20 protein-coding genes are annotated in these 22,610 nt (G+C 50.2%); 4 read left to right on the forward strand and 16 right to left on the reverse strand.

The window, feature by feature from the left end; translation table 11 throughout:
• Positions 1-13 precede the first annotated feature (13 nt).
• Genes LK536_RS35820 through LK536_RS35845 form a run of 6 tightly spaced genes read right to left on the reverse strand, consistent with a single transcriptional unit; the run spans position 14 to position 6,877 of the window.
• A complete protein-coding gene (locus tag LK536_RS35820) occupies positions 14-1,357 on the reverse strand; it encodes an amidohydrolase (protein WP_227794728.1) in 1,344 nt (447 codons plus the stop codon).
• Between the two features lie 15 nt (positions 1,358-1,372).
• Complete coding sequence (locus LK536_RS35825; RefSeq protein WP_227794729.1) at positions 1,373-3,076, reverse strand: adenine deaminase C-terminal domain-containing protein; 1,704 nt, start codon at positions 3,074-3,076, stop codon at positions 1,373-1,375.
• A gap of 36 nt (positions 3,077-3,112) precedes the next feature.
• Positions 3,113-4,171, reverse strand: coding sequence for an ABC transporter substrate-binding protein (locus tag LK536_RS35830; protein ID WP_025484610.1), 1,059 nt, complete (start codon positions 4,169-4,171; stop codon positions 3,113-3,115).
• Positions 4,172-4,214: 43 nt separating this feature from the next.
• Positions 4,215-5,255 carry an ABC transporter ATP-binding protein gene (locus LK536_RS35835; protein WP_008723142.1) on the reverse strand — a complete coding sequence of 347 codons (1,041 nt, stop codon included), beginning with the start codon at positions 5,253-5,255 and terminating at the stop codon, positions 4,215-4,217.
• Positions 5,256-5,268: 13 nt separating this feature from the next.
• The gene (locus LK536_RS35840; protein WP_025484611.1) at positions 5,269-6,051 is read right to left on the reverse strand and encodes an ABC transporter permease; all 783 of its coding nucleotides are present in this window, start codon (positions 6,049-6,051) and stop codon (positions 5,269-5,271) included.
• Positions 6,044-6,877, reverse strand: coding sequence for an ABC transporter permease (locus LK536_RS35845; protein ID WP_227794730.1), 834 nt, complete (start codon positions 6,875-6,877; stop codon positions 6,044-6,046). The genes LK536_RS35840 and LK536_RS35845 overlap by 8 nt, the downstream gene beginning before the upstream one ends.
• A 195-nt stretch (positions 6,878-7,072) precedes the next feature.
• On the opposite strand from LK536_RS35845, the gene LK536_RS35850 reads away from it, so the two are divergent.
• Complete coding sequence (locus LK536_RS35850) at positions 7,073-7,999, forward strand: LysR family transcriptional regulator (protein ID WP_227794731.1); 927 nt, start codon at positions 7,073-7,075, stop codon at positions 7,997-7,999.
• 712 nt (positions 8,000-8,711) lie between these two features.
• Here the strand turns inward: LK536_RS35850 and LK536_RS35855 are convergent.
• Complete coding sequence (locus LK536_RS35855) at positions 8,712-9,146, reverse strand: MarR family transcriptional regulator (protein WP_065548652.1); 435 nt, start codon at positions 9,144-9,146, stop codon at positions 8,712-8,714.
• 313 nt (positions 9,147-9,459) lie between these two features.
• On the opposite strand from LK536_RS35855, the gene LK536_RS35860 reads away from it, so the two are divergent.
• The 3 genes from LK536_RS35860 to LK536_RS35870 all read left to right on the forward strand — a co-directional run bounded on the left by LK536_RS35860 (position 9,460) and on the right by LK536_RS35870 (position 13,017).
• Positions 9,460-10,650 carry a MalY/PatB family protein gene (locus tag LK536_RS35860; protein WP_227794732.1) on the forward strand — a complete coding sequence of 397 codons (1,191 nt, stop codon included), beginning with the start codon at positions 9,460-9,462 and terminating at the stop codon, positions 10,648-10,650.
• Positions 10,651-10,673: 23 nt separating this feature from the next.
• Complete coding sequence (locus tag LK536_RS35865; RefSeq protein WP_227794733.1) at positions 10,674-12,026, forward strand: APC family permease; 1,353 nt, start codon at positions 10,674-10,676, stop codon at positions 12,024-12,026.
• 97 nt (positions 12,027-12,123) lie between these two features.
• On the forward strand, positions 12,124-13,017 hold the full coding sequence (locus LK536_RS35870) for a DMT family transporter (protein WP_227794734.1): 894 nt from the start codon (positions 12,124-12,126) through the stop codon (positions 13,015-13,017).
• An 8-nt stretch (positions 13,018-13,025) separates the two neighbouring features.
• Here LK536_RS35870 and LK536_RS35875 read toward each other — a convergent pair whose 3' ends face one another.
• The 9 genes from LK536_RS35875 to LK536_RS35915 form a co-directional block, all read right to left on the reverse strand.
• Positions 13,026-14,855: a bifunctional metallophosphatase/5'-nucleotidase gene (locus tag LK536_RS35875; RefSeq protein WP_008723132.1), complete on the reverse strand. Its 1,830-nt coding sequence runs from the start codon at positions 14,853-14,855 to the stop codon at positions 13,026-13,028.
• Positions 14,852-15,010, reverse strand: a complete 159-nt coding sequence (locus LK536_RS35880; RefSeq protein ID WP_506092088.1) for a hypothetical protein — start codon at positions 15,008-15,010, stop codon at positions 14,852-14,854. Before LK536_RS35880 ends, LK536_RS35875 begins: the two co-directional genes overlap by 4 nt.
• A gap of 42 nt (positions 15,011-15,052) precedes the next feature.
• Positions 15,053-16,234 (reverse strand): iron-containing alcohol dehydrogenase, encoded by a 1,182-nt coding sequence (locus LK536_RS35885; RefSeq protein ID WP_227794735.1) that lies wholly within the window; start codon positions 16,232-16,234, stop codon positions 15,053-15,055.
• A 56-nt stretch (positions 16,235-16,290) separates the two neighbouring features.
• Positions 16,291-18,051 carry a 5'-nucleotidase C-terminal domain-containing protein gene (locus LK536_RS35890; protein ID WP_506092089.1) on the reverse strand — a complete coding sequence of 587 codons (1,761 nt, stop codon included), beginning with the start codon at positions 18,049-18,051 and terminating at the stop codon, positions 16,291-16,293.
• Positions 18,052-18,227: 176 nt separating this feature from the next.
• Complete coding sequence (locus tag LK536_RS35895) at positions 18,228-18,902, reverse strand: HAD family hydrolase (protein WP_227794737.1); 675 nt, start codon at positions 18,900-18,902, stop codon at positions 18,228-18,230.
• Positions 18,899-19,816, reverse strand: a complete 918-nt coding sequence (locus LK536_RS35900; protein ID WP_227794738.1) for an EamA family transporter — start codon at positions 19,814-19,816, stop codon at positions 18,899-18,901. The genes LK536_RS35895 and LK536_RS35900 overlap by 4 nt, the downstream gene beginning before the upstream one ends.
• A 42-nt stretch (positions 19,817-19,858) precedes the next feature.
• The gene (locus tag LK536_RS35905) at positions 19,859-20,839 is read right to left on the reverse strand and encodes a nucleoside hydrolase (RefSeq protein ID WP_130790414.1); all 981 of its coding nucleotides are present in this window, start codon (positions 20,837-20,839) and stop codon (positions 19,859-19,861) included.
• Complete coding sequence (locus LK536_RS35910; protein WP_227794739.1) at positions 20,829-21,800, reverse strand: carbohydrate kinase family protein; 972 nt, start codon at positions 21,798-21,800, stop codon at positions 20,829-20,831. Before LK536_RS35910 ends, LK536_RS35905 begins: the two co-directional genes overlap by 11 nt.
• Entirely contained in the window at positions 21,793-22,491 is a 699-nt protein-coding gene (locus tag LK536_RS35915) for a phosphoribosylanthranilate isomerase (RefSeq protein WP_130790412.1), read from the reverse strand. The genes LK536_RS35910 and LK536_RS35915 overlap by 8 nt, the downstream gene beginning before the upstream one ends.
• Positions 22,492-22,610 lie beyond the last annotated feature (119 nt).

The raw sequence follows: 22,610 nt of genomic DNA on the forward strand, positions 1-22,610 counted from the left end.
TATTTGCTGTGGGTCATACCAGATTACCCATTTTGCCAAAAGCAGTCTGATTCATTTTCTGCCGCAGGTCTTCCCTGATCTGCCGGAAATCCTGGGACACCAACTGCCTGTCCTTTACCAGACACCGGCCTGCCACGAACACATCCCTTACATTATCTGCGCGCGCACTGTACACAAGGGCCGAATAGGGGTCGTACACGGGAAACATGTTGGGTGAATCCGTTTCCACCACCACCAGGTCGGCCTCTTTTCCCGGTTCCAGGGATCCGGTCACATGATCCAGGCCCAAAGCCCCGGCTCCCCATATGGTTGCCATTGAGACTATGTCCTTTGCAGGAAATGCACTCCTGTTCCCAGTCTCATTTTTGTGGAAATTAGCGCAGAACCTCATCTGTGTAAATATGTCCAGCGTGTTGCCGCTGGCCGGCCCATCCGTGCCAAGCCCCACTGCCAGCCCCTGTTCCAGCATGGAGCTTACAGGCGCCACTCCCTTGGCCGCCTTGGTATTGGAGCCGATGCAGTGGGCCACGCTGCCGCCGGACTTTGCCATCAGGCTTATATCCTGTTCCGTAAGGCGTATGCTGTGAGCGGACAAGGTATGGCTGTCAAGGATCCCAAGCCTGTCCAGATATTCTATGGGCGTACATCCATACTGTTCCTTCAGGTACGACATTTCATAATCCATCTCAGCCACATGAAGGGTAAACGGCATGCCATATCTGTCATTCACCTGATGGATTGCCTGAAGCGTACTGCTGCTGCATGTTGTTGTTCCGTGAGGCGCAATACAGCCCTGAATCCGCGGGTGGTTCCTGTAACGCTTAATCAGTTCCTCCCCCAGCGCAATGGCCTCCCGGGGCGTCCCCGCGTCACAGGAGGCTTCCTCCATCACGGTCTCTCCGGCAATCCCCCTGATTCCCATCTGATCCATGACCTCTGCCACCGCATCCTCAAAGTAATACATATCCATGACCGTGGTGACACCGCTTAAAAGCAGTTCGCATATGGCATATCTGCTGGAAAGGCCGGCCAGTTCCCTGTCCATTGCCCTGGACTCCATGGGCAGAAGGAAAACCCGAAGCCTGTCCTTACAGTCATCCCCCAATCCCCGGAAGGGAACCATGCCCATGTGGCAGTGTGTATTCACCATGCCAGGCATGACAATGCCATGTCCTGCGTCCATGATGGAAATGCCCTCCTGCCTGCTGCTTTCCCACTCTGTGACCCGGTGCGCCAGCGCCGCCATGGGGCCGACCTCCGATATCCTGTTATCCTCCACGATTACATATCCCTCCGGATACATATCCATATCCCGGTTCATGGTAATTATGATGCCGTTCGTGATGACTGTCTTCATCTGATAACAACTCCCTTATTCAATATACGCCTCAATAAGAGGACGCGGTTCCTGGCTCCTTACGTCCAACAGCCCGTAATCAGTCAGCTTCAGTTCCGGTGATACCGGAAGCCCAAGGGTGGACATGGACATGATTTCATTGTTGTTTTCATATCCCAGTTCCCTCATGACCTGCCTGACCCTGCCCAGATCGGACGCCAGCTCTTCCACCGGTCCGTCATACAGGATGCCGCCCACCGGAAGCCGGGCCTCAGCCGTCACGCACCCATGTTCAGCCGCCACATAACCGCCCTGCAGCTCTATGACCCGGTTCTGGGCCGCCGCCATATCCAGCTCACAGGTTCCCAATACCAGCAGGTTGTGGCTGTCATGGGACCAGGTGGTTGCAATGGCTCCCGGCTTCCTTAACGCGCCCTCCACCAGTCCAAAGGAAATATTCCCGTTCTTCCCATACCGCTCAAACATCACTGCCAGGGAAAGGCCTGCCTCCTTCCAGCATATGACGCCGTCCTTCACATCCAGCTCCCTGATAACCCTGGAGGTGAAGGTGCCTTGGGTCTGGATTTTCATCACATTTACTTTGACCCTGGAACATGGTTTATCCGTTTTCAAGCGGAAGTCTTCTTCCATGGCCCTGTTACAGTTTACGGAATGGTAAAATGCTTCAGGTATGGATGCATAGTCCGTTCCCAAACGCTCCCCATACACCAATTCCCCCCGCTTAAACACCGCCGCCGGCTGAAAGTGTTCCAAATCCCGAAGCAGCACAAAGTCCGCCAGCTTTCCAGGCCCGATCATCCCCCGGTCATCCAGGTGCATCCGCCTTGCCGGTGTAAATGTTGCGCAGTAGATTGCCTTTTCCACAGGCATTCCATTCTTGACCGCATGAGCCACTATCCGGTTTAACTGTCCCTTTAAAAGCTGGTCCGGCATGGTATCATCCGTGATGAGGGCCACATTTTCATAAAGGCCATAGCGGCATACCGTATCCACCACCTCCGGCGTCAGGGACTTGTGCTGCAGTTCCAGGAACATGCCCATATCTGTTTTTTCCAGCACGGACCCCGGCGTCTGCTGGGTATGATCCGCGTCCACCCCTTCATAGATGAAACGGCAAAGATCCTCCCCGCTTATTTTGGGACAATGGCCCTCAATCCGCATGCTGCCCCGGATGTCTTTCCCCTTGCAGATGCCCACCAGCCTTTTGATTAACGCATCCCCATCCGATGTCAGGTCCTTAAAATTCATGACTTCCCCAAGGCACAGCACCCTGCTGTCACGCGCCAGTTCCCTGACCTGCGCCTCCCCAATCCCTGCGCCCGATGTCTCCAGGCTGTCATTGGTGGCCGGCACGCTGGAAGGGATGGCATAGAATATATCCAGCTTTGTCTCCTGCCCCATGAACCACCGGATGCCGTCCATCCCGAACACATTGGCAATCTCATGGGCATCCGCCACCACGGTTGTAACGCCGTAAAGCAGGGTGATACGGGAAAATTCTGCCGGGTAAGTCATGGAACTCTCAATATGCATATGGATATCGACCAGCCCCGGAATCATATACATTCCGCTGCCGTCAATCGTTGTCACGTCCGGATAGCAGATTGCAGGGGAAACCGCGTAAATCTTTTCCCCTGCAACCGCAACATCCCTTTTCTCAAAGCACTGCCTGTATGTCATGAAGACCCAGGCGCCCTTTACCACGAAATCAACCTTCATAGCCACTCTCCAGGGATTTTTATTCTTTTAGCAAAATTAATTATTAATGATACGGTTCCACTGGTCAATCCAGCTGTTTAACTGCGGGTTCACAAAAGAGTAATCCAGCACCTTTGCATTGGCAGCCTTGTCGCCGTATGTCATGTTCTTAGACTCTTCATCCGTGAATTCAACCTTGCTGTTGGTGGGCGCCTCGTTCAGGGCCTTGCCTGTCTTGGTCTGAAGCTCAGGACTTAAACGGTAGTTGAGATATTCGTAAGCCAGATCCTTATTCTTACAGTTCTTGGTAATGCTGATGGTATTAAAGTTGGCATACGTAATGTCCGGTGTCACATAAACAAGGTCAGGGTTGGCTGCCTGGATGGTAGGAACACCAAAATCGCCCACAATGGCAACCGCCACTTCACCGGAAGTAAACATGTTAATCAGGTCTGCGGACTTGGCGTATGTCTTAACCAGATTCGGCTTTAACTCTTCCAACGCCTTAAACGCAGCCTCTGCGTTGTCGCTCTTAATATCCACACCTGCATGGTCGCTTGCCATATATACCATGGCCGGCCCAAAGGTGGTGGTGATTTCCGGGATGGATACCATGCCTTCCAGTCTGGAATCCCACAGGTCATCAAAACCCTTTATCTCAAAATCAACCGCCTCAGGATTGTACATGATGCCGATGCTGTTAATGGTGTATGCCACGCCCTGGCCTGCATCCGCCATGGTTTTCGCAGCTGCAATCATGTCAGATGCGTTCTCAATCTTACTTAAATCAATATCCTCGAACAGCCCTTCCTCAATTCCCTTTGCGGTCATGGCCTGTGACAGTTCAATCACATCAATGCTGGATTCACTGTCAGCAGCCAGCTTGGTATAACGGTCATTGGTGCCGCCTGTCTCTGTCACGATTTCACAGTTAAATTCCTGCTCAAAGGGAGCATATACCTCTTCCGCGGAAATATCCTCGCTCAGTCCATAGGTGGAAAGTACCAGCTTCTGCTTTCCGTCCGAAGCCGCCTTCGTATCCCCTGTGGCTGCGCCGCCTCCGCAGGCAGTCAGTGTCATTGCTGCACAAAGTACCATTGCAATTGTCTTTTTCATAATAATCTCCTTTTCTTCCTTATTCCGTTCGCCACGGCATTCCCTATCTGCGTACCAGCACCAGCTTATCCTTTGGCAGATACAGCCTGATTTCCTGACCTTCCTTAAACAGGTTGGAAGTATCCATATTGACCTTCAGCACCCCGGCTGCCGTGTTCACCTCATACTGGTAACTCTTCCCCAGGAAGGTGCGCACGCCCACTGTCCCTGTGAGGACATTTTCCTGCTGTCCCTGCCCTGCCAGACGTATATCGTCGGGCCGGATGGTGCCTGCAAATGCTTCCTCCCCGCAGTCCATGTCCACCTCGAACTGGCTGCCGTCCGGCACCCGGTAGATGTGTACGCCGTCCCGTTCCATCTCAAGGAAATTCTCAAACCCGATGAACCTTGCCACGAACTCGGTTGCAGGCCTTCTGTAAATATTCTCAGGTGTATCAAACTGCTCTATGACGCCGTTGTTCATGACCGCCACCTTATCGGATATGGAGAAACATTCCTCCTGGTCATGGGTGACGAACAGGGTTGTGATACCAAGCTTTTTCTGAAGGCGTTTAATCTCCACCCTCATGCTGAGCCTCAGCTTAGCATCCAGGTTGCTTAAAGGCTCATCCAGCAGCAGGAGCTTCGGCTCAATCACAAGCGCCCTGGCCAGGGCCACCCTCTGCCTCTGTCCGCCTGACATCTGCTTTGGAAATCTCTGTGCAAACTCAGTCAGCCCGCAGACCTCCAGAATGTCCTTTACCTTTTTATCAATGGTCTCCCTGTCCATTTTCCTGGTGCGCAGCCCGAAGGCCACATTATCGTACACGCTCAGATGGGGAAACAGGGCATAGCTCTGGAATACCAGGCCAAAATTCCTCTTGTGCACAGCCACCCTGGTCATGTCTTCCCCGTCCAGGGTAAAGGTCCCGCCCTGAGGGTCAATGAATCCGGCCACCACCCTGAGGGTCGTGGACTTGCCGCAGCCGCTTGGCCCCAGGAGGGATACCAGCTCCCCCTTTTCCACTTTAAGGTCAAGGCCTTTTAAAATCTGCTTCTTTTTATCATAGCTGACATCAATCTGATTAAGGGTCATAAATGCCATTTTCGTCATCCTCCTATTTAGCCAGGGCTGCAATGCCCAGTGTCCTGTCAATAATTACCATGATGATTACGGTTGCTGCCATGAGAAGCACGGATACGGCAGAAACAGTAGGGTCATAATTATATTCGATATAGTTCATGAGGGTGGAAGGGAAGGTGCTGACTCCCGGCCCTGACAGGAACATGGATACAGGTATGTTATTAAAGGAGTTGATGAATGCAAGCATGAAGGCGGATGAGATTCCCGAAGTCACATTGGGAAGCACTACCTTGAAAAATGCCGCCTTCTTGGGGCATCCCAGGCTCCAGGCCGCCTCCTCAATGGAGAAGTCAAACTGTTCCATGGAAGACCCCACCACGCGGATGACATAGGGAAGCGTCACCATGAAATGTCCGGCCAGAAGGCTTACAAACACCGGAATCCTCAGTGTAAGGATCAAAAACTGGTACAGGATGAAACCAATGACGATTCCCGGCACAATGGTCGGGGACAGGAAAATGGACTTAAGCATCTGTTTTCCCCTTACATTGGAACGGGCCAGCGCATAGGCTGCCGGGATTCCCACCAGCAGTGCAATGAGGGTTGCCAAAAGCGCCACCTCCAGGCTTGTCAGGAAGGAACGGCGGAAGGATTTCAGCGCGAACACATTGGCAAACCATTTAAAGGAAAATGATTCAATGGGAAAGGTAATGGCGCTGCCGCCGCCAAAAGCCGTAATGGTAATGATTACAAGCGGAATCACCAGGAATGCAAATACCAGGACTGCATATGCAGTGAGCAGTTTATTCTTACGCATAGTTCTCTCCCCTCCGGTCCAGCCGTGACGCCAGGGCATTAAAGCCCTTGATGACGCCCAGTGTCAGTATGATCATTATGAATGCAATCACGGACGCCCCGGTCCAGTCTCCCACGGACATGGCCCTCTGGTATATCAGGGTAGCCATTACCATGTTGCTGTTGCCTCCCAGAAGCTGGGGCGTGGTGTAGGCTGTCAGCGTCCCTGTGAATACCAGGATGCCGCCCACAATGATTCCCGGAAGGCTCATGGGGAAAACCACCTTCATGAACGCTTCCATCCGGGCCGCGCCCAGGCTCTGCGCGGCTTCCATCATATCATCGTCAATATTTTCCATGACGCCTGTAACCGTCACGATCATCAGCGGCAGGAACAGATAGATGGAGCCGATGATGATTGCGAAATCCGTGTACAGAAGCTTGGCAGGTTTATCCACAAAACCAGCTGCCAGAAGAAACTTATTCACAATTCCATTGCTTCCCAGTATGTTTATCCACGCAAAACTCCTGATTACAGAGTTGGTCATCATGGGAAAGATGGACAACGCCAGCAGCAGTCCCCTGTACTTCTTGGGACAGCGGCTGATGAAGTACGCTGTGGGGATTCCGCCCGCCATGCAGAAAGCAGTGGTAATCACGGCAATCTTAACCGTGCGCAGGAATATTTTCAGATAATACCCGTCCCGGAAAAACTCCGCGTAGAAACTGAACGGATAATCTCCCGAGAAAATACTTGGCGCCAGTACCCGCAGTAATGGGGTGGCAAGGCACACCAGCAGGATGACAAGGCCGGGTACCAGCATGATTAATGCACTGCTCTTTTTCATGATTTTCACGCTCCATGCTGAATCAAAAGATTTATTAAGGTTGCTTATTTTAGGCTTTACGTTTATTATAAAAAGTAATATAATATACGTCAAATATATAAATTCTATATTCTTTATGCAGTAAAGCTATATTCACCTGTTTTTTTACAAATCATTTCCGTATATTTACAGAAATGACCTGTCAGGAGGATTTTTATGGAATTAAAAGAAGCACGCTACATCCTGGCCATTGCCAGACAGGGGAGCATCGGCAAGGCCGCCGAATCCCTGTTCATTTCCCAGCCATCCTTAAGCAAATATCTTAAGAACCTGGAAAACCAGCTGGGAGGGCCGCTCTTTTACCGAAGGGACAACTGCTACACCCCAACCTATATGGGGGAACGCTATCTCCACTACGCGGAGCAGATTGCTGCTTACGGGGAGCAGTGGGACCGGGAGTACGAGGATATCAGCCACAGGAAATACGGCCGCCTCAATATCGCCATACCCATCATGATGGGAAGCACCATCATCCAGCCCACCCTGATGGAATTCCACAGCCGGTACCCCCATGTGACCATCAATGTGATGGAAGCCGTTAACTTCATAGCCGAGACAAGCTTAAAAGACCATTCCATTGACCTCACCTTTTATAATGTCCATGTATTCCCCAAATTATTGGACTATGAGGTCATGCAACGGGAAGAAATTGTATTAATCTTATCTGCAGGACATCCGCTTGCGTCCAGGGCAGTGGATAAACCGGGCTTCAGGCATCCCTGGATTGACTTAAGCCTGTTTTCCAGGGAGAACTTCATCCTCCTTTATCCGGACCAGAACACGGGAGGCATTGCCCTTAAACTGTTTGAGGATTATAATATGAACCCGCCCGTGCTCCTGCACACACGCAACAGCGAGATGTCCATCAAACTGGCCATGGAAGGGCTTGGGATTGCATTTGCACCGGAAAGCTATTATCACATGGCCGCGTCCCATGGCAGCCATCCCTCCCTCTGCCTGTCCATCGGAAAAAGCCCCATTGTCACAACCACCATTGCGGCGTATCCGAAGGGGCGGTATCTGCCGCAGCATGCACGGGATTATATGGAAATCATACGGGAGTATTGTGCGGGGAAGTTGTAGACTATAGGCGGACTATCTTTCATCATCTCTGTCGCGGCTGGTGTGGTATGCTATTACATCAGTAAATGGCTGGACAGAAAATAAACATCAACAGTCAGCCTGGGTATTCTACCCCAAAAAGAACCCCCGGAGAGTTGCCGCTCTCCGGGGGTTCCTTATGTGACATAATGCACATACTATCTTCTTTTCACTTTCATGATAAATCAACCATCAGGTTTTGTCAAGGTCAATCCACCAAAACAGGTAAAGGGAATCCCGGAGAGTAGCGGCTCTCCGGTGATTCCTCTTATGTGGCGCATTGCACATAATTTCCTTTTTCTGCTACTCTTATGATATTTCTGCTGCCAGTTTTTGTCAAGGCCGTTTTCCTATGATTGAAAAATTCACGTCTTCCATATACTTTCCTTGTAATTTAAACTGGAAAAAGATATAAATATCATGGTTCCGGAAGAAAATCAAAGAAATAAATTTAACGGCTATGTATCAGGCCATGCAGACCGGGGATTTGATTGTGTTTCAGCATGAATTATCCAACTGCTTCAGATGAGCATCCATTATATGGATACAAAGGAAGCATTTTACCATGGATTTTTACCGGGAATACGGAGGAACGTGAAGGGTTTACGATACTGTCCGGGACTTGGACCCCCAACAAAGGCTGTGCTATATATTAAGCCTGATTGGAAGCATAACCCAATCAGGCTATTCATATTCACCCTTTCAACAGCATGGTATAATAGCCCAGGACTTTATAAAAGGCTGTCAGTTCCTCCTCCGTGCAATACTGCGTGAAGAAGTCCAGTGTATTCTTTAAGTTCCTGGCATCATACATCTTATGGGCCAGGCTGAGTTCTACCCCCTTGCTGGTAGGATACAGATGGACATTCTTATTATTATTGCCTTCTTTTTTCTTAATGATATAACCATTCTCATCCAGGTTCTTAATCACCTGGGATATGGATCCCTTGGTCCTGACCCACTCTTCTGCCAGTTCCGTAACCGTGATTCCAGGATGCTCCTCTATGTCCGACATGATATGTACGCTCAGCATATTGACCTTTTCACCTGTACCGTAATCCCTGGGCGCATTGGCATAGTCATTATATATCTTGACAAACTTGTATACCTGATTGGTATGCTCTGTCATTTTATGAAAAAGTTCTTCCGACAATGCTGGATTAATATTGCCGGATTGATTGTCATTCTTCATTACATTACCTAAACCTTTCTGTCATTAGTATTATTATAACTAAAAGATAAGTCTTTTGTCTATGACATTATTTTTCCTATATAGTTAATTATTTAAACTATAATTCTACACAAAATATCATTAATACTTTATACTAAATACACAAATTTATTATTTTTTAACATTATATATTGAACTTTTATCTAAATAGTTATATAATCCACCCATAAGATAAATAGTTTAATGTTTAAACTATATAGGAGGAATAAACATGAACAAAGAAGAAATTATTAGGGAAAACTGCCCGGACAGGCACGGCACGAACTGTTCCAAATGGGATATCCTTCCAACCAAGTATGGGGATCCCGACCTGATATCCATGTGGGTCGCCGACATGGATTTCAAAGCACCCAGGGAAGTAACTGAAGCCTTACGCAAAAAAGTTGATTTCGGCATCTATGGATACTCCCTTACACCAGACAGTTACTACCAGTCTTTCATTCAGTGGGAAAAAGAGCAGCATGGATGGGAGATTCAGCGCGACTGGATCCGTTTTGCACCTGGTGTTGTCACTGGTATCTTCTGGTGCATGCATATGCTTACAAAGCCAGGCGACGCGGCCATCATCAATATGCCCGTATACTATCCCTTCCATCATGCAATTGAGGATATTGACCGCAGGCTTATTTACAGTGAACTGGTTAACACAGGTGGAATCTATACAATAGATTTTGAGGACTTTGAGAAGAAGGTTGTTGACAACGATGTGAAAGTCTTTATCCTGTGCAGCCCCCACAACCCGGTGGGCCGTGTCTGGACTGAGGATGAACTGCGAAGACTTCTTGAGATATGCAAAAAACATCATGTGACTGTTATCAGCGATGAGATACACCACGATTTAATCATTGGAAAACATCCTCATATCCCCACTGCTTCCATTGATGGAGGTAAGTATTCAGATATCATCATTACACTGACCGCTGCATCCAAAACATTTAACCTGGCCGGAATGAAGAATTCATTTGTCATCATACCAGGGGAGGACCTTAGGAACCAATTCGACAGACTGGCTGTAAGCCTGCATGAGGATACCGGCAATATGCTGGGGTACTATGCAATTGAAGCAGCCTATACATATGGACGTGAATGGCTGGATACTGTAATATCCATCATCCGGGACAACTATGAATACGCATTAAACCGCATTCAGGCGGAACTGCCAAAAGCCATCCTCTCCCCTTTGGAAGGCACCTATCTTGCATGGCTTGATTTAAGCGGGTATCTGGGAAAAGCAGAAGAAAGCGGTATGAAAGACTTTGTCCAGGAAAAGGCACGTCTGGCAGTGGATTATGGCCAGTGGTTCGGAGCCGGAGGGAACGGTTTCATCCGCCTGAACCTGGCCACCTCGCCTGAGTGGGTGGAAAAAGCAATTGATGGGCTGGTAAAAGCTTCCCAGTCATAACAATAATACATAGGAGGGTCATTATGAGTGAATCAAAAACATTAACAAGTACCAAAGATCTTGACCGCGTTCTGGGAAAGAAGGATTTCTTTGCCATTGCTGTCGGACAGATCATAGGCGCAGGTATCTTCTCTCTTCTTCCGCAGGCCATCGGACTGACAGGACGTTCTGCAAGTATTGCATTTGCAATTGCCGCCATCATCACACTGCTGAAACTGGCCCCCAGATTATTTGTCCTGGGAACCGTCCGCATGAGAGGCGGCAGCTACACATACATTGCCCTTCTCTCCACCAAGATGCTGGCCGGGGCTTACCTCATCATACACATCTTAAGTAATATATCCCTCTCCATGTATGCACTGTCCATCGGTGAATATTTTGGCCAGGCCGTGCAGGGAATCAATGTCCGCGTGGTAGCAGTCATCATCCTTACCCTTGTGATGATAGTCAACATAATCGGTGTTAAAAACGCATCCATTGTCCAGCAGGTACTTGTTGTATGCCTCATGATTGCCCTGGCCGTATTTACTGCATTTGGTATATTCCGCGTTGACTTTACGGCCTATGTACAGCCACAGGGATTTCTCACGGACGGCCCCTTAGGCTTCTGCAGCGCGGCAGCCATCCTGACCTTTGCCTGCGGCGGCGCACAGAATATCATCAATTTCTCTGCCGAGGCAAAGGATCCCACTAAGGACATGCCATTTGTAATCATACTCTCAACTGTTGTTGTGGCTATCTTCTATGCATTCATGGCAGTGGTTGCCACCGGTGTGCTTCCCATTGATGTAGTACAGGGACAGCCCCTTTCATTGGTAGCTGCCGAGATACTTCCAGGGCCTCTCTATGTGTTCTTCCTGATTGGCGGCGCCATGTTTGCCCTTATGACCACCTTAAACGCCCAGATGGGCTGGTGCACAAAGCCATTGCTTCAGGGCTGTGTGGACGGATGGCTGCCGAAAAAATTCGGCGCAATCAACTCCCGTTTCAAGACACCCCACAACCTTATCCTGTTCTTCTACCTGGTTGGACTGCTGCCATTGATTTTCGGTTTTAACATGAACACCATCTCAGGTACCGCTGTCTTTGCATCCAATATCATGGACGTACTGCTGGCAATTTTCGTGTTCCGCCTTCCTCAGGTCATTCCCACGGAGTGGAACCGTTCACGCTGGCACACTTCCACCAGTGTGCTTTGGTTCTGGACCATTGCGGGTACCCTGGCAAGTATCTTCGGGGCATACATGAGCCTTCGTACCATGACATGGCCCAAGATGGCTGTGAATCTCTGTGTATGCGTGGCTGCCCTCCTGTTTGGATATTTCCGTGAGAAGAGCGGAAAAGTAGATATGGAAGTAAGTTACGAAGCCCAGTAACCCTCCAAAGACATATAAGACAAATGGAGCATGACTCAGATGAGTTTATGCTCCATTCCTATGGTAAAATTATAATCTAACGAATTGAGGAATAAACGTGCTATATACTTTAACCGCTATCCTGTCAGGTGCCTTCATCGCTTCCCAAAGCAGCTGCAACGGCCTGTTATTCCCTGCCTTGGGAATCATCGGCGTGGGCTTCATAAGCCAGTCACTTAATGCCCTTACCATCTTTCTGTATCAGCTTATGGCAAAAGGCAGATTCCCCTCCTTTAGGGGAATCCCGCCCTATGCCACCTTAGGCGGCATCACCGGTGTCTTTGTCATCGGATTTACCGGATTATGCGTCAACATACTGGGTACTGCGGTCACGGTCTGCCTTTCAGTCGCAGGCCAGCTTATCATGTCTGCGGTCACTGACCATTACGGATGGCTTGGCGCAAAAAAGGTGCCATTTAACCGTCTTCGGCTTTTGGGGTTTGCACTTATCATTGCAGGCATATTCATCATCAACAGCGCGGGGCTGGCAGATATACGGCTGACAGGCAGCTATCTGGCCCTGACCGTATTACTTCTGCTGGCCGTTATCCTGGGATGCTTTACCGTAATCACACGCATGCTCAGTTTTCTGGCCTGCCAGTATGCAGGCCTTCTGAATGGCTCTCTTGCCAATGTTGCTGTGGGCGGAGCCGCTTCCTTCATCCTTTACCTTGCCATATCCGGCTTCCGTCTGGATTTGGCTGCATTTACCATGTCCAATCCGGCCGGATACCTGACCGGACCCCTGGGCGCGCTTGCCTGTGTACTCAACACGGTTGTATATGATAAGCTGAAGATATTTAAGGCAACCATCCTTATCATCATCGGACAGATAGGAACAGGAATCCTTACCGACCTGTTCCTGATAGGCAGCCTGCCCCCGGGCAAGCTTGCCGGAATTGCTGTCGTATGTATGGGAATTGCCGTTGACAAACGCCTGACCCGTCAATAGTCCCCATACTACTGAATCTGAATCCTCCCCTGCCCCAGCGGATCCGCATAATCCGCGGTCACTGCACCGCCCAGGCTCCTTATGTAGGAGGAAAGGACATCCACGTCCACCATTACATCATCCTTAATCACATTGCATCCGCTGAACATGGTCATGCCGTCGCCGCCAGACTTTAACATATAGTTGTGGGAAGCAACCGTATAGGTCCGGTTCAAATCAATGGGTCCGCCGTTTACCATGATATCCTTTACCCTGTAAGGTCCGTCCACACTTATGAAATTCCCCTTGTCATCCAGCCTTACACTGGATTTAACCGAAGTATCAATGGTATAGGTAAGCCCGGACACCTGAAGGAATCCGCCGCACTCCTCCGGATAATCCCTGGAGGCCATCTCCAGCGCATCCTTTATCTTCTGGCCTGTTGCCTCAATGACACAGCCCATGTTGCCGAACGGGAATACTGCCAGGGTATCGTTATAGGTGATATTGCCAGGCTTTATGTCGGTCCTGATACCGCCTCCGTTACTCAGGCCGATGTCAGCCCCAAGCTGTACCCGGTAAGCATCCGCTGTCAAATCCCCCAGGTTTGTCTCCCCGCTTCTGATCCTGCGCTTTCCGTCAGCCGGATCATTCACTGTCAAGAGATACGGGGTAGTGCCGAGAACCACCTTAAGTGTCTCGTTGTACTGGTCCTGGATTCCCTTGATGAACCGGTCCGTATTGTAGTCCATTGCCCTGCCGTCCTCATTTATCAGACTGCTTCCCGGAATCAGAAGACGCATGCCTGGCTTAAGCACATTGGCATCCCTTATCTTATCCAGGTTATTGTTGTAGATATCAATCCATCTATCATAAGAGCCCAGCTCCCGCTTGGCAATCCGGCTGAGGCTGTCATTTTTCTGTACCACATATTCCCTTGCGGTGCCCATGGCCGGAACCTCTGATACCAGCTCTGATACGATGGTCCCATCGGTCCTGATGGTCAGCTTGCCGATATTATTTAGCTTTGTACCTGTCTGGGTAATGATTACATCCCTTCCGTCCCTGCTCTTAACTGTCATGGATGGGGTTGTCTCATGGGAGTGGCCGTCAATGCACACATCAATCCCGGTTGTGTTCTTAATGATATTGACGGAACTCCATCTGTCCGTAACGCCTGTCTCCCCCAGATGACCCACCAGTATCACATACCCGGCCCCCTCATTCCTGGCCGCATCCACGCTTGCCTGAATCTGGTTGTAAAGCCCCTGTCCGCTCTCATCTTCGCAGAAGGAATAGATATAATTACCCGCACTGTCCTGGAAATACGCAGGTGTGGACTTGGTAAAGCTCTCCGGAGTGGAAACACCTACATAGGCAATCTTCGTATCGCCGTATGTCATCATCTTATAGGGTGCAAATACGGTTGTGCCTGTTACCTTGTCCATGAAGTTACATGCATAGTAGCCACAGTTAAGCCTGCCTGCCAGGTCTAAGAACCGGGCCATTCCATAGTCAAATTCATGATTGCCCGGAACAGCCACATCGTATCCCACGTAGTTCATGATATCAATCAGATACCCGCCCTCTGACAGCGTACCGATGGGCGCGCCCTGTATGGCATCCCCGGCATCCACAAGGGTGACATACGGTGTCTGCTGCTGCATCTGCTTCTTGTACAGGGCAAGTCCGGCATAGCCGATGTTGTCATCCACCCCGCAGTGGACATCATTGGTATAAAGCACCACAATGTCCTGGTCCGCGCCAAAGGCAGTGACCGGCATACCTGCGGTCAGCGAACATACCATTGCCATGGCAAGCAGAAGTGACAGCAGCCTTTGTTTCATTCTTTCTTTCATGGGTTTCCTCCTCTCATACTTGAACCTTTAACAGTTAATTTTACTATAACATAAACCTTTGGTACATGCCACTGGTAACAGGAAATATTTTCCTGCCATATTTTCATGTACTTACAGATGTTAACGGGCATACTCCCTCTTTTTTTATCTTTCATTTAAAAAACGGCCCGGGAAATCTTCCCGGGCCGGCTATGTGTTCAGCCTGCTGACATAATTAATATATTCCTCACATCTTCACGGTCCAGCGCAGTGATTCCTCCAATGGTCTGGTTCCCATTGCGGAAGTTAATGTGGTCCAGCATTGTCTCAAAATCACAGTCATTGATACCTGCTTCCTTTATGCTGACAGGAAGCCCCAAGGAGCGGAAGAAATCCTCGGTGGCGGCAATCCCCGTAAGGGCTGCCTGCTCCGGTTCCATTTCCCTTGATACTCCAAATACTTCATATGCATATCTGGCAAACCGATTCATATGGTTTTTGTATACATACCTCATCCAGGAACCCATGACCGCGCTCAGAGTCACGCCATGGGGCGTATCATAAAGCGCGCTTAACTCATTGCCGATTTCATGGGTGGCCCAGTCCTGAATCCTGCCGATTCCCACGGTTTCATTGTGGGCAATGGAAGCAATCCACATGACCTGCGCCCTGTTTCCGTAATTATGCGGGTCCTTTATAAGGGCCGGACCTATTTCCACCAGGGTTTTAAGGATTCCCTCCGCCATGCGGTCAATTACCCCAATCTCATCATCCGGTGTAAAATACCGCTCGCACACATGTGAAAACATATCCGCCACCGAACATGCGGTCACAAAGGCAGGAAGGGACACGGTAAGTTCCGGATTCATGAAGGCCAGCACAGGTCTTAATGCCTGGGAACTGGTCAGAAGCTTCTGTCCGGTCCGGGTGTTGTTAATCACACTCACATCTCCTGACTCGCTGCCCGTTGCCGGGCATGTAAGGATCACGCCCACCGGAACGGAACGGCTGACGCGGATTCCTTTTGTGAAGAAATCCCACACATCCCCGTCATAAAGGGCGCCAGCCCCTATGGCCTTTGACGAGTCAATCACACTTCCGCCTCCAATGGCAAGTATGAAATCAATCTGGTTCTCCTTTACACAGCGGATGCCCTCATAAACCAGGTCCAGCCGCGGATTGGGTTTCACGCCCGGAAGTTCCCATACAGCCATCCCATTGCTTTCCAAATCATCCCTGACCGATTCCAGAAGCCCGGTGTCATACAGATAGGCCCCGCCGTCATGATGGATCAGTACACGGGATACCCCCATCTGCTTTAACACATTCCCAGCCTTCTTATGCACGCCTCTTCCAAATAAAAACCTTGTATTCAGCCATAACTCAAAATCCCTCATCATAATTAGCCTGCATTCCTTTCTGCTTTATCAATATGGGACAAATGTCCAAACATACTTTAATTGGTATTGCTGATCAAAGACGCATATAACTGTGCACATGCCGCGGCGCGGACCATATAGGGCAGCATGCTTTCTTTTGCACCGCCCTCTGTGGACACGGTCCCCTCCTTAACCAGCCTGATTCTTCCCTGCCCGTTTACATCTTTGTATTCCGCAGGGACCGTCCCTCCCAGATAGGAAAGATATTTTATTATAAGGTCATGGTCCAGTACCCTGTCTTCCGGCTTAACCAGCGCATTGCATTCTTTGAACATCGTCATGCCATCCCCGTCAGACTGATAATAATACTTATCAATTGCCAGGGTATAGGTCCTGTTCAGATCCAGCGCTTCATTTCCCACCTGCACATTCCTGACGCGGTACTCCCCGTCCACGCGCTTAAACAGTCCGTCCTCTGTGGTGACCACGGAGGATTCCCGGTCCGTAAGGATTTCATAGGTCAGCCCTGATGTCTGCATAAACCCGCCGCATTGTTCCGGCCAGAGCCTGGACCCCATTTCCAGGCAGTCCAGCAGCTGCTGTCCTGTAACCTCAAGCTTTACAATGATGCTGTCCCATGGCAATACATTCATGATATCCAGGTATGTAATATCCCCGCTTTCCAAATCCGCCCGGATGTTGCCTCCGGCTGAAAAAGCCACGTCTGCATTTAATCCGTAACGGAATGCATCTGTGATGAAATCCCCCAGATTCGTTTCCTGGTTCCGTATCAGCCGTTTCCCTGAGTCCGGGGCATAGATATACAGGCTGTACGGACTGGTCCCCTCCTTCACGATTAAATGTCCATATTGCTGCTGGATGGAATCCGTCAGCTGCTTTGTCTCCTTATATGCCTCCAGCTGCATTTCCCTGTCTGTCATGCGGTTCACCAGATGGGTGGAGGCTGCAACCGTCCCATCCGCCTTGCCCTGTATGGTTAAAACGCCTATATTCTCCAGCTTCGTGCCTGTTGAGGATAAAAGGACATCCTTCCCATCCAGGTCCCTGCATATCCTCTGTTCCAACACGCTGTGTGCATGCCCATCCAGGAAGGCGCCGATTCCCCGTGTATTCTGGATTACATCCACGGAGGACCATCCCGGTGTGATTCCCTCGTCCCCCAGGTGACCCAGGGCAACCACATAATCCGCACCCTCCCGGCGCGCGCTGTCAATACTGCCCTGGATGGCCTGATAGAACCGGTTCAGATCCTCCCCATAAAAACTGTAGATATAATTCCCGCTGTCGTCCTGGAAATTAGAGATGACACCCTTGGATATGTTTTCCGGTGTCACAATACCGATATATGCAACCTTAAACGGACGGCCATCCACATCATAGGAAACCATGGCATACGGGGCCATTATCTGGCTATGGGTTCTCAGATCCTCAAAGTTAACTGCCAGATACCTTGCATCTGCCTTTCCCATCAGTTCCAGAAAACGGTTGGTCCCAAAGTCAAATTCATGGTTTCCTGGAATTTGAAAATCATACCCGGCCTGGTTCATCAGACGAATCATATCTTCGCCCTTTGACTGGGAACACACAATGCTTCCCTGGATTGCATCCCCCAGGTCAACCAGCGTTACCCCCGCTGTCCTGTCTGCCGCCTCCTGCCTCAGCGCGGCCACCCCATGAAGGCCAAGGCTTTTTGACGACCCCGAATACGGCTCTTCATTGCTGATACCCCCATGGATATCGTTGGTGTAGATAACTGTAATACTGTCCGGCTGTACCCCGATGTCCTCAAAGGTTTTATCCGCTGCATAAACCGTCATGCATGGAAGCAACAGCATAACCGCCCACAGTGCAAGACAGGTTTTACGGATATTACGGATACTACTCAAATTACGGAAATTACGAATATCTCGGATATTACAAATAAGATTCCCCATATAGCTACCCCCTTTTACCTTAAACGTTAAACTTACCGGATCCTGCCTTCCATCCTTATTCACTCACCCATTGTCAATTCCTTAATAACCCCAAACAGCTCCCATCCATCCCCAGCCGTATGATCCGGCTTCTCCCGGAGCAGGGCTGTCCTGTCCCCATCTCCGTACAAAACCGCAACCGCAGGAAACCCGCATATCCTGGCCGCCGCGATATCGCTCCAGGTATCCCCGATACAGACAGGGTGTCTGTGTTTCAGTTCATGCTCCATAAGATAGCCGTAGACAGCCTGTTTCGTATCCGCACCCGGAACAGAGTCCAGGGAATAACAGACAGGCATCAATTCCTCCCAGCCTTTTACCTCAATCAGCCGCTTTAATGCAGGTTCCGGCTTGGAACTGACCACAGCCCATGCTATCCCCTGCTTCGCCAGATATCTGAATATCTCTTCCAGCCCGGGATACATCCTTGTCTTATGAAACGGATTCATGGTCCTGTAATGGGTCTTTATATTGGAACAGAACACATCAAACAGATTCCCTGGCGGCAGGGGTCTGATATGCCGGAACAGTTCCTCCTCAGGCAGGGCTACATGGGATGTGTCCTCCATGAATCCCCTGTCCATGACGCCTCCCACTGCATTGGCCGCATATTCCACGGAATCCCACACATCCGCCCTTGTATCCGCTATGACCCCGTCAAAATCAAAGATTACCGCATCCGCCCTTCCCATCATCCTATCCTCTCCTTCCTGGCAAAACACCATTTACTCCAAATGGTCCCAATCACCACCAGCAATGCGCCCGCAATCACCGGAAGCGTAATGTTAAGTCCCAGCATAAAGGCCGTGATGACCGTGGATATGATTGGCAGGAAGTTGGAAGCCAGGACCACCACCAGCATGTTTCCTTTTTTTATGGAAATGGTCCAAAGCACATTGGCAATGCATGACACGGCAATGGCCTGATACAGCATTTCCCCTACCAGTCTTGGCGTAAAGCTCCTGGGTTCAGGAAGGAACATGGAAATGCCGCCCAGGATAATGGATGATACTATCATGTAGATACCTACTCCGTCCACGGATTTCTGCCCAAGATACTTCTTTGTCAGGTTGGTATAAAAGGCCCAGGACAGGGAGACGATGAACCCCATCATATATGCCATCCAGTTCCCGCTCAGTATATCCCTGAAAAATGCCTGTACGTTATGGATGCTTCCTCCCATTTTGGCAATGATGATGCCGCACAGGCTGACAGCCACACTGGCTGCCAGCCATGGGCTGGCTTTCTTTTTTAAGATGGGGATGGTAAGGATGAGTGTGAACAGCGGCCATAGGAAACGGATCAGGACCATGGTCATGATTTCTGCCTCTGTGCTCACCATTTCCATTGAGATATAAGACGTGGCGGTATAGAGGATGAACAGGCTGCCGCAGATAATCCAGTACCTGGCAGGAGCGCCCCTATACTGGCTTACGCCGTGGTTCGCCGCCAACTGGTGGGCAATCACGACCACGCCCCCTATCAGGTTCACCACCGCTGCCGCCGTATACGGCCCAAGCCCCGTGCTGAGGTTTTTTGTAAATGCTGCGCTTGTTCCCCATATGATAATGGTAATGATCCCAAGCAATGTATATTTATTAGACTCCATCCCCACACCTCGTCATCCTTTTATAAAATCAATCATGCCTTTTTACGGATAACAGGCCAGGGTTTTGTCCAGCAATTCTGTAAAACCTTCAAAATCCAGTTCCAGGGCAGCCTCCGCGTTGGGTTTTTCCCCCCTGAAATCCATGGTAGGTTTCCTGTGCAGGTCAATATCCGGTTCCGGTCCCCGCAGATGCCTGTAATCGCATACAGTCATTCCTCTTGTAAACTCTCCCTTCAGCTCCACGGTAATATGCATGGGAACCGCCTGAATCAGCTTCTCATCAATCAGCCATGCCACAGCGCACGCATCATGGATGTTGGCGCCTGCAAGGCTTGCGTTCTTCTCCGTTGCATCCATAAAATACTCCACCAGCTGGGCCGCGAACACCGCGCTGCGCGTCCCAATCCGGTAGAACTCATCCACATGCTTTTGTACCAGGAAGCATTGGCGGGTCAGGTTCACCCCGCACATCTTCACATGCATGCCCGAATTGAACACACGGTATGCTGCTTCCGGGTCCACGAATATATTGAACTCCGCTGCCGGGGTCCAGTTTCCGTATGTAACAGACCCGCCCATGATACTCAGTTCCTTTACGCGTTCCACTATCCTGGGTTCCCTGTTAATGGCCGCCGCGATATTGGTCAGTGGCCCGGTTGCAATCAGGGTCACATCGTCCGTATTCATCACCGTATCGATTATAAAGTCCACCCCATGTTTATCCTGGGCTTTTATGGATGGCTCAGGAAGCACCGGACCGTCCATTCCTGACGGCCCATGGAACTGGGGCGCTGTCACCAGGGGCGCTACCAGGGGGCAGCTGTGCCCCGGATATACTTTTATGTCCTGCCGTCCGATTACCTCCAGGACCTTCAGCGCGTTCTTTGTGACATTTATAAGGCTGCAGTTGCCGCCGATTGTGGTGATTCCCAGTAAATCCAGGTGGGCCGCAGCCAGCATGATGGCAAACGCATCGTCATGTCCCGGGTCGCAGTCCAGTATTACTTTTCTTTTATCGCTCATGATTCCTCCCTGTATTTTTCAAAAATAGTTCCACATCATCCCTGTACGGACAGGACCTGGCTCCCTTTCGCTCCACGGTATAACCAGATACCGCATTGCCATATTCCAGGCATTGGGACAGGGTCCCTCCCTCCAGCCTTTTTGCTATGAAACCGGCATTATACACGTCTCCGGCCCCCACGGTGTCCTCCACCGTAACATGGAAGGCCGGGCGCTCCACTTCTTCGTCCATGGAAAATGCCTTTGAGCCGTTTTTCCCCATGCGCGCAATCATCACATGGCCGTCCCGCACCAGTCCCCGGACGCTGTCCTCCCAGTCCTCCCGGGGATTCAGGTAATAAAATTCCTCTGCGCCGGATCCAAGGACATAGTTGGAATACTGTATGATTTCCATGACAGCTTCCCTGTAAGAAGCATCCAGTACCCCGTTGTCCACCCGCAGGTTCAGGTCAAAGGATGTGGGAATCCCATTTTCATAAGCAGCGCGGAACATGCGGATGATGGACGACCTTGCCGAAGTATCATCCACAATAGCCATTCCTGAAGAATGGAGCCAGACCGTGTCCTTTATCCAGTCCGCACCCATGCGCTTAAGGTCTATCTCCTTAAATGCCTGGTCCACCCTGGGCCATCCCCACAGGTAACGCTCCCCCTGTTCATCTATAAATGCGAACACACACACTGTATTCTTCGCAGCATCTTCAATCAGGCAGGTTGTGTCAACGCCCTCCTTTTCAAAGTCCTTCTTTATATACGCGCCGTACTGGTCGCGTCCAATGGTTCCTGCAAAGCCTGTCTCGACCCCCAGACGGCTCAAAGCCACAGCCGTATTGGCACAGGTTCCCCCTCCCACCAGACAGGGATTTGGATATTCCACCAATGTCCTCTGGTCATTTAAAAAACGCGGAAAGGGGACAATCAGGTCCACATTGGCGTCCCCTGCCACCAGAACCTTAGGCATTCAGGGATGCCTCGATAAATGCTTTTACTTTTTCAGGGTCCTTGCACCCCTTTCCTTCCTCCACCTGGTCGAAATTAGTAAGGCTGAAGGAGTCCACCCCGTAAGGATGGGTTTCATGGATGGCCTCCGCCACATTGGACGCGTCCAGTCCGCCTGCAATGATACAGGGCACGGATGTGCTCTCAATGATGGCCCTGTCAATGCTTCTGTCATGGGTCAGCCCGGTTGCCCCTATATCGTTGGCAGTATCTGCCTTGGTATCAATCAGGAAGAAATCGGAAACCGCCTCGTACTGCTTTATGTATTCCAGGGCTTTCTGCTCCTCAATGGGTACATTCTGAAGGACCGGTATGGCCTGCATGATCTTAAGGCCAGGGAAACGTCTCTTCAGCTCCATCACCTCATCCGGGCTGATGCCTTCAATGTTGCCCGACAGATGAAGGACATCCGGAAGGACTTCCTTCAGGTTCTCTGTTATCTCATCTATATCCTCGGCAATGGTCAATCCGATCTTAACCGCCTCCGGCTGTACCCCCTGGAAGATTTCCTTTGCCTTTTCCAGTGTCAGCTGGCCCGGGGTCCGTTTAATCCTGCCATAGGAAACGCCGATATGATGGCCTCCCATATCGATTACCATCCTTGCATCCTCAACCGTGCGGATTCCATAAATCTGAATCTTTACATCTGCCATTTTCATTATCCTCCATAATCTCAGTCTTATGCCTTAATACTTCCATGCCTTTATACTTCTACACCTTAATACTTCTACGCCTTTATGCTTCTACGCCTTTATACTTCTACGCCTTTATG

Source organism: Clostridium pacaense (assembly GCF_020709765.2).
GTDB classification, from domain to species: Bacteria; Bacillota; Clostridia; order Lachnospirales; family Lachnospiraceae; genus Enterocloster; species Enterocloster hominis.

Excerpts from the sequence above, each read along its gene's own strand:
- LK536_RS35915 (WP_130790412.1), bottom strand. The coding sequence starts at position 22,491 with ATGGCAGATGTAAAGATTCAGATTTATGGAATCCGCACGGTTGAGGAT.
- LK536_RS35820 (WP_227794728.1), bottom strand. The coding sequence starts at position 1,357 with ATGAAGACAGTCATCACGAACGGCATCATAATTACCATGAACCGGGAT.
- LK536_RS35845 (WP_227794730.1), bottom strand. The coding sequence starts at position 6,877 with ATGAAAAAGAGCAGTGCATTAATCATGCTGGTACCCGGCCTTGTCATC.
- LK536_RS35900 (WP_227794738.1), bottom strand. The coding sequence starts at position 19,816 with ATGGAGTCTAATAAATATACATTGCTTGGGATCATTACCATTATCATA.
- LK536_RS35905 (WP_130790414.1), bottom strand. The coding sequence starts at position 20,839 with ATGAGCGATAAAAGAAAAGTAATACTGGACTGCGACCCGGGACATGAC.
- LK536_RS35890 (WP_506092089.1), bottom strand. The coding sequence starts at position 18,051 with ATGACGGTTTATGCAGCGGATAAAACCTTTGAGGACATCGGGGTACAG.
- LK536_RS35885 (WP_227794735.1), bottom strand. The coding sequence starts at position 16,234 with ATGATGAGGGATTTTGAGTTATGGCTGAATACAAGGTTTTTATTTGGA.
- LK536_RS35875 (WP_008723132.1), bottom strand. The coding sequence starts at position 14,855 with ATGAAAGAAAGAATGAAACAAAGGCTGCTGTCACTTCTGCTTGCCATG.
- LK536_RS35865 (WP_227794733.1), top strand. The coding sequence starts at position 10,674 with ATGAGTGAATCAAAAACATTAACAAGTACCAAAGATCTTGACCGCGTT.
- LK536_RS35830 (WP_025484610.1), bottom strand. The coding sequence starts at position 4,171 with ATGAAAAAGACAATTGCAATGGTACTTTGTGCAGCAATGACACTGACT.
- LK536_RS35910 (WP_227794739.1), bottom strand. The coding sequence starts at position 21,800 with ATGCCTAAGGTTCTGGTGGCAGGGGACGCCAATGTGGACCTGATTGTC.
- LK536_RS35880 (WP_506092088.1), bottom strand. The coding sequence starts at position 15,010 with ATGAAAGATAAAAAAAGAGGGAGTATGCCCGTTAACATCTGTAAGTAC.
- LK536_RS35835 (WP_008723142.1), bottom strand. The coding sequence starts at position 5,255 with ATGGCATTTATGACCCTTAATCAGATTGATGTCAGCTATGATAAAAAG.
- LK536_RS35840 (WP_025484611.1), bottom strand. The coding sequence starts at position 6,051 with ATGCGTAAGAATAAACTGCTCACTGCATATGCAGTCCTGGTATTTGCA.
- LK536_RS35850 (WP_227794731.1), top strand. The coding sequence starts at position 7,073 with ATGGAATTAAAAGAAGCACGCTACATCCTGGCCATTGCCAGACAGGGG.
- LK536_RS35825 (WP_227794729.1), bottom strand. The coding sequence starts at position 3,076 with ATGAAGGTTGATTTCGTGGTAAAGGGCGCCTGGGTCTTCATGACATAC.
- LK536_RS35860 (WP_227794732.1), top strand. The coding sequence starts at position 9,460 with ATGAACAAAGAAGAAATTATTAGGGAAAACTGCCCGGACAGGCACGGC.
- LK536_RS35855 (WP_065548652.1), bottom strand. The coding sequence starts at position 9,146 with ATGACAGAGCATACCAATCAGGTATACAAGTTTGTCAAGATATATAAT.
- LK536_RS35895 (WP_227794737.1), bottom strand. The coding sequence starts at position 18,902 with ATGATGGGAAGGGCGGATGCGGTAATCTTTGATTTTGACGGGGTCATA.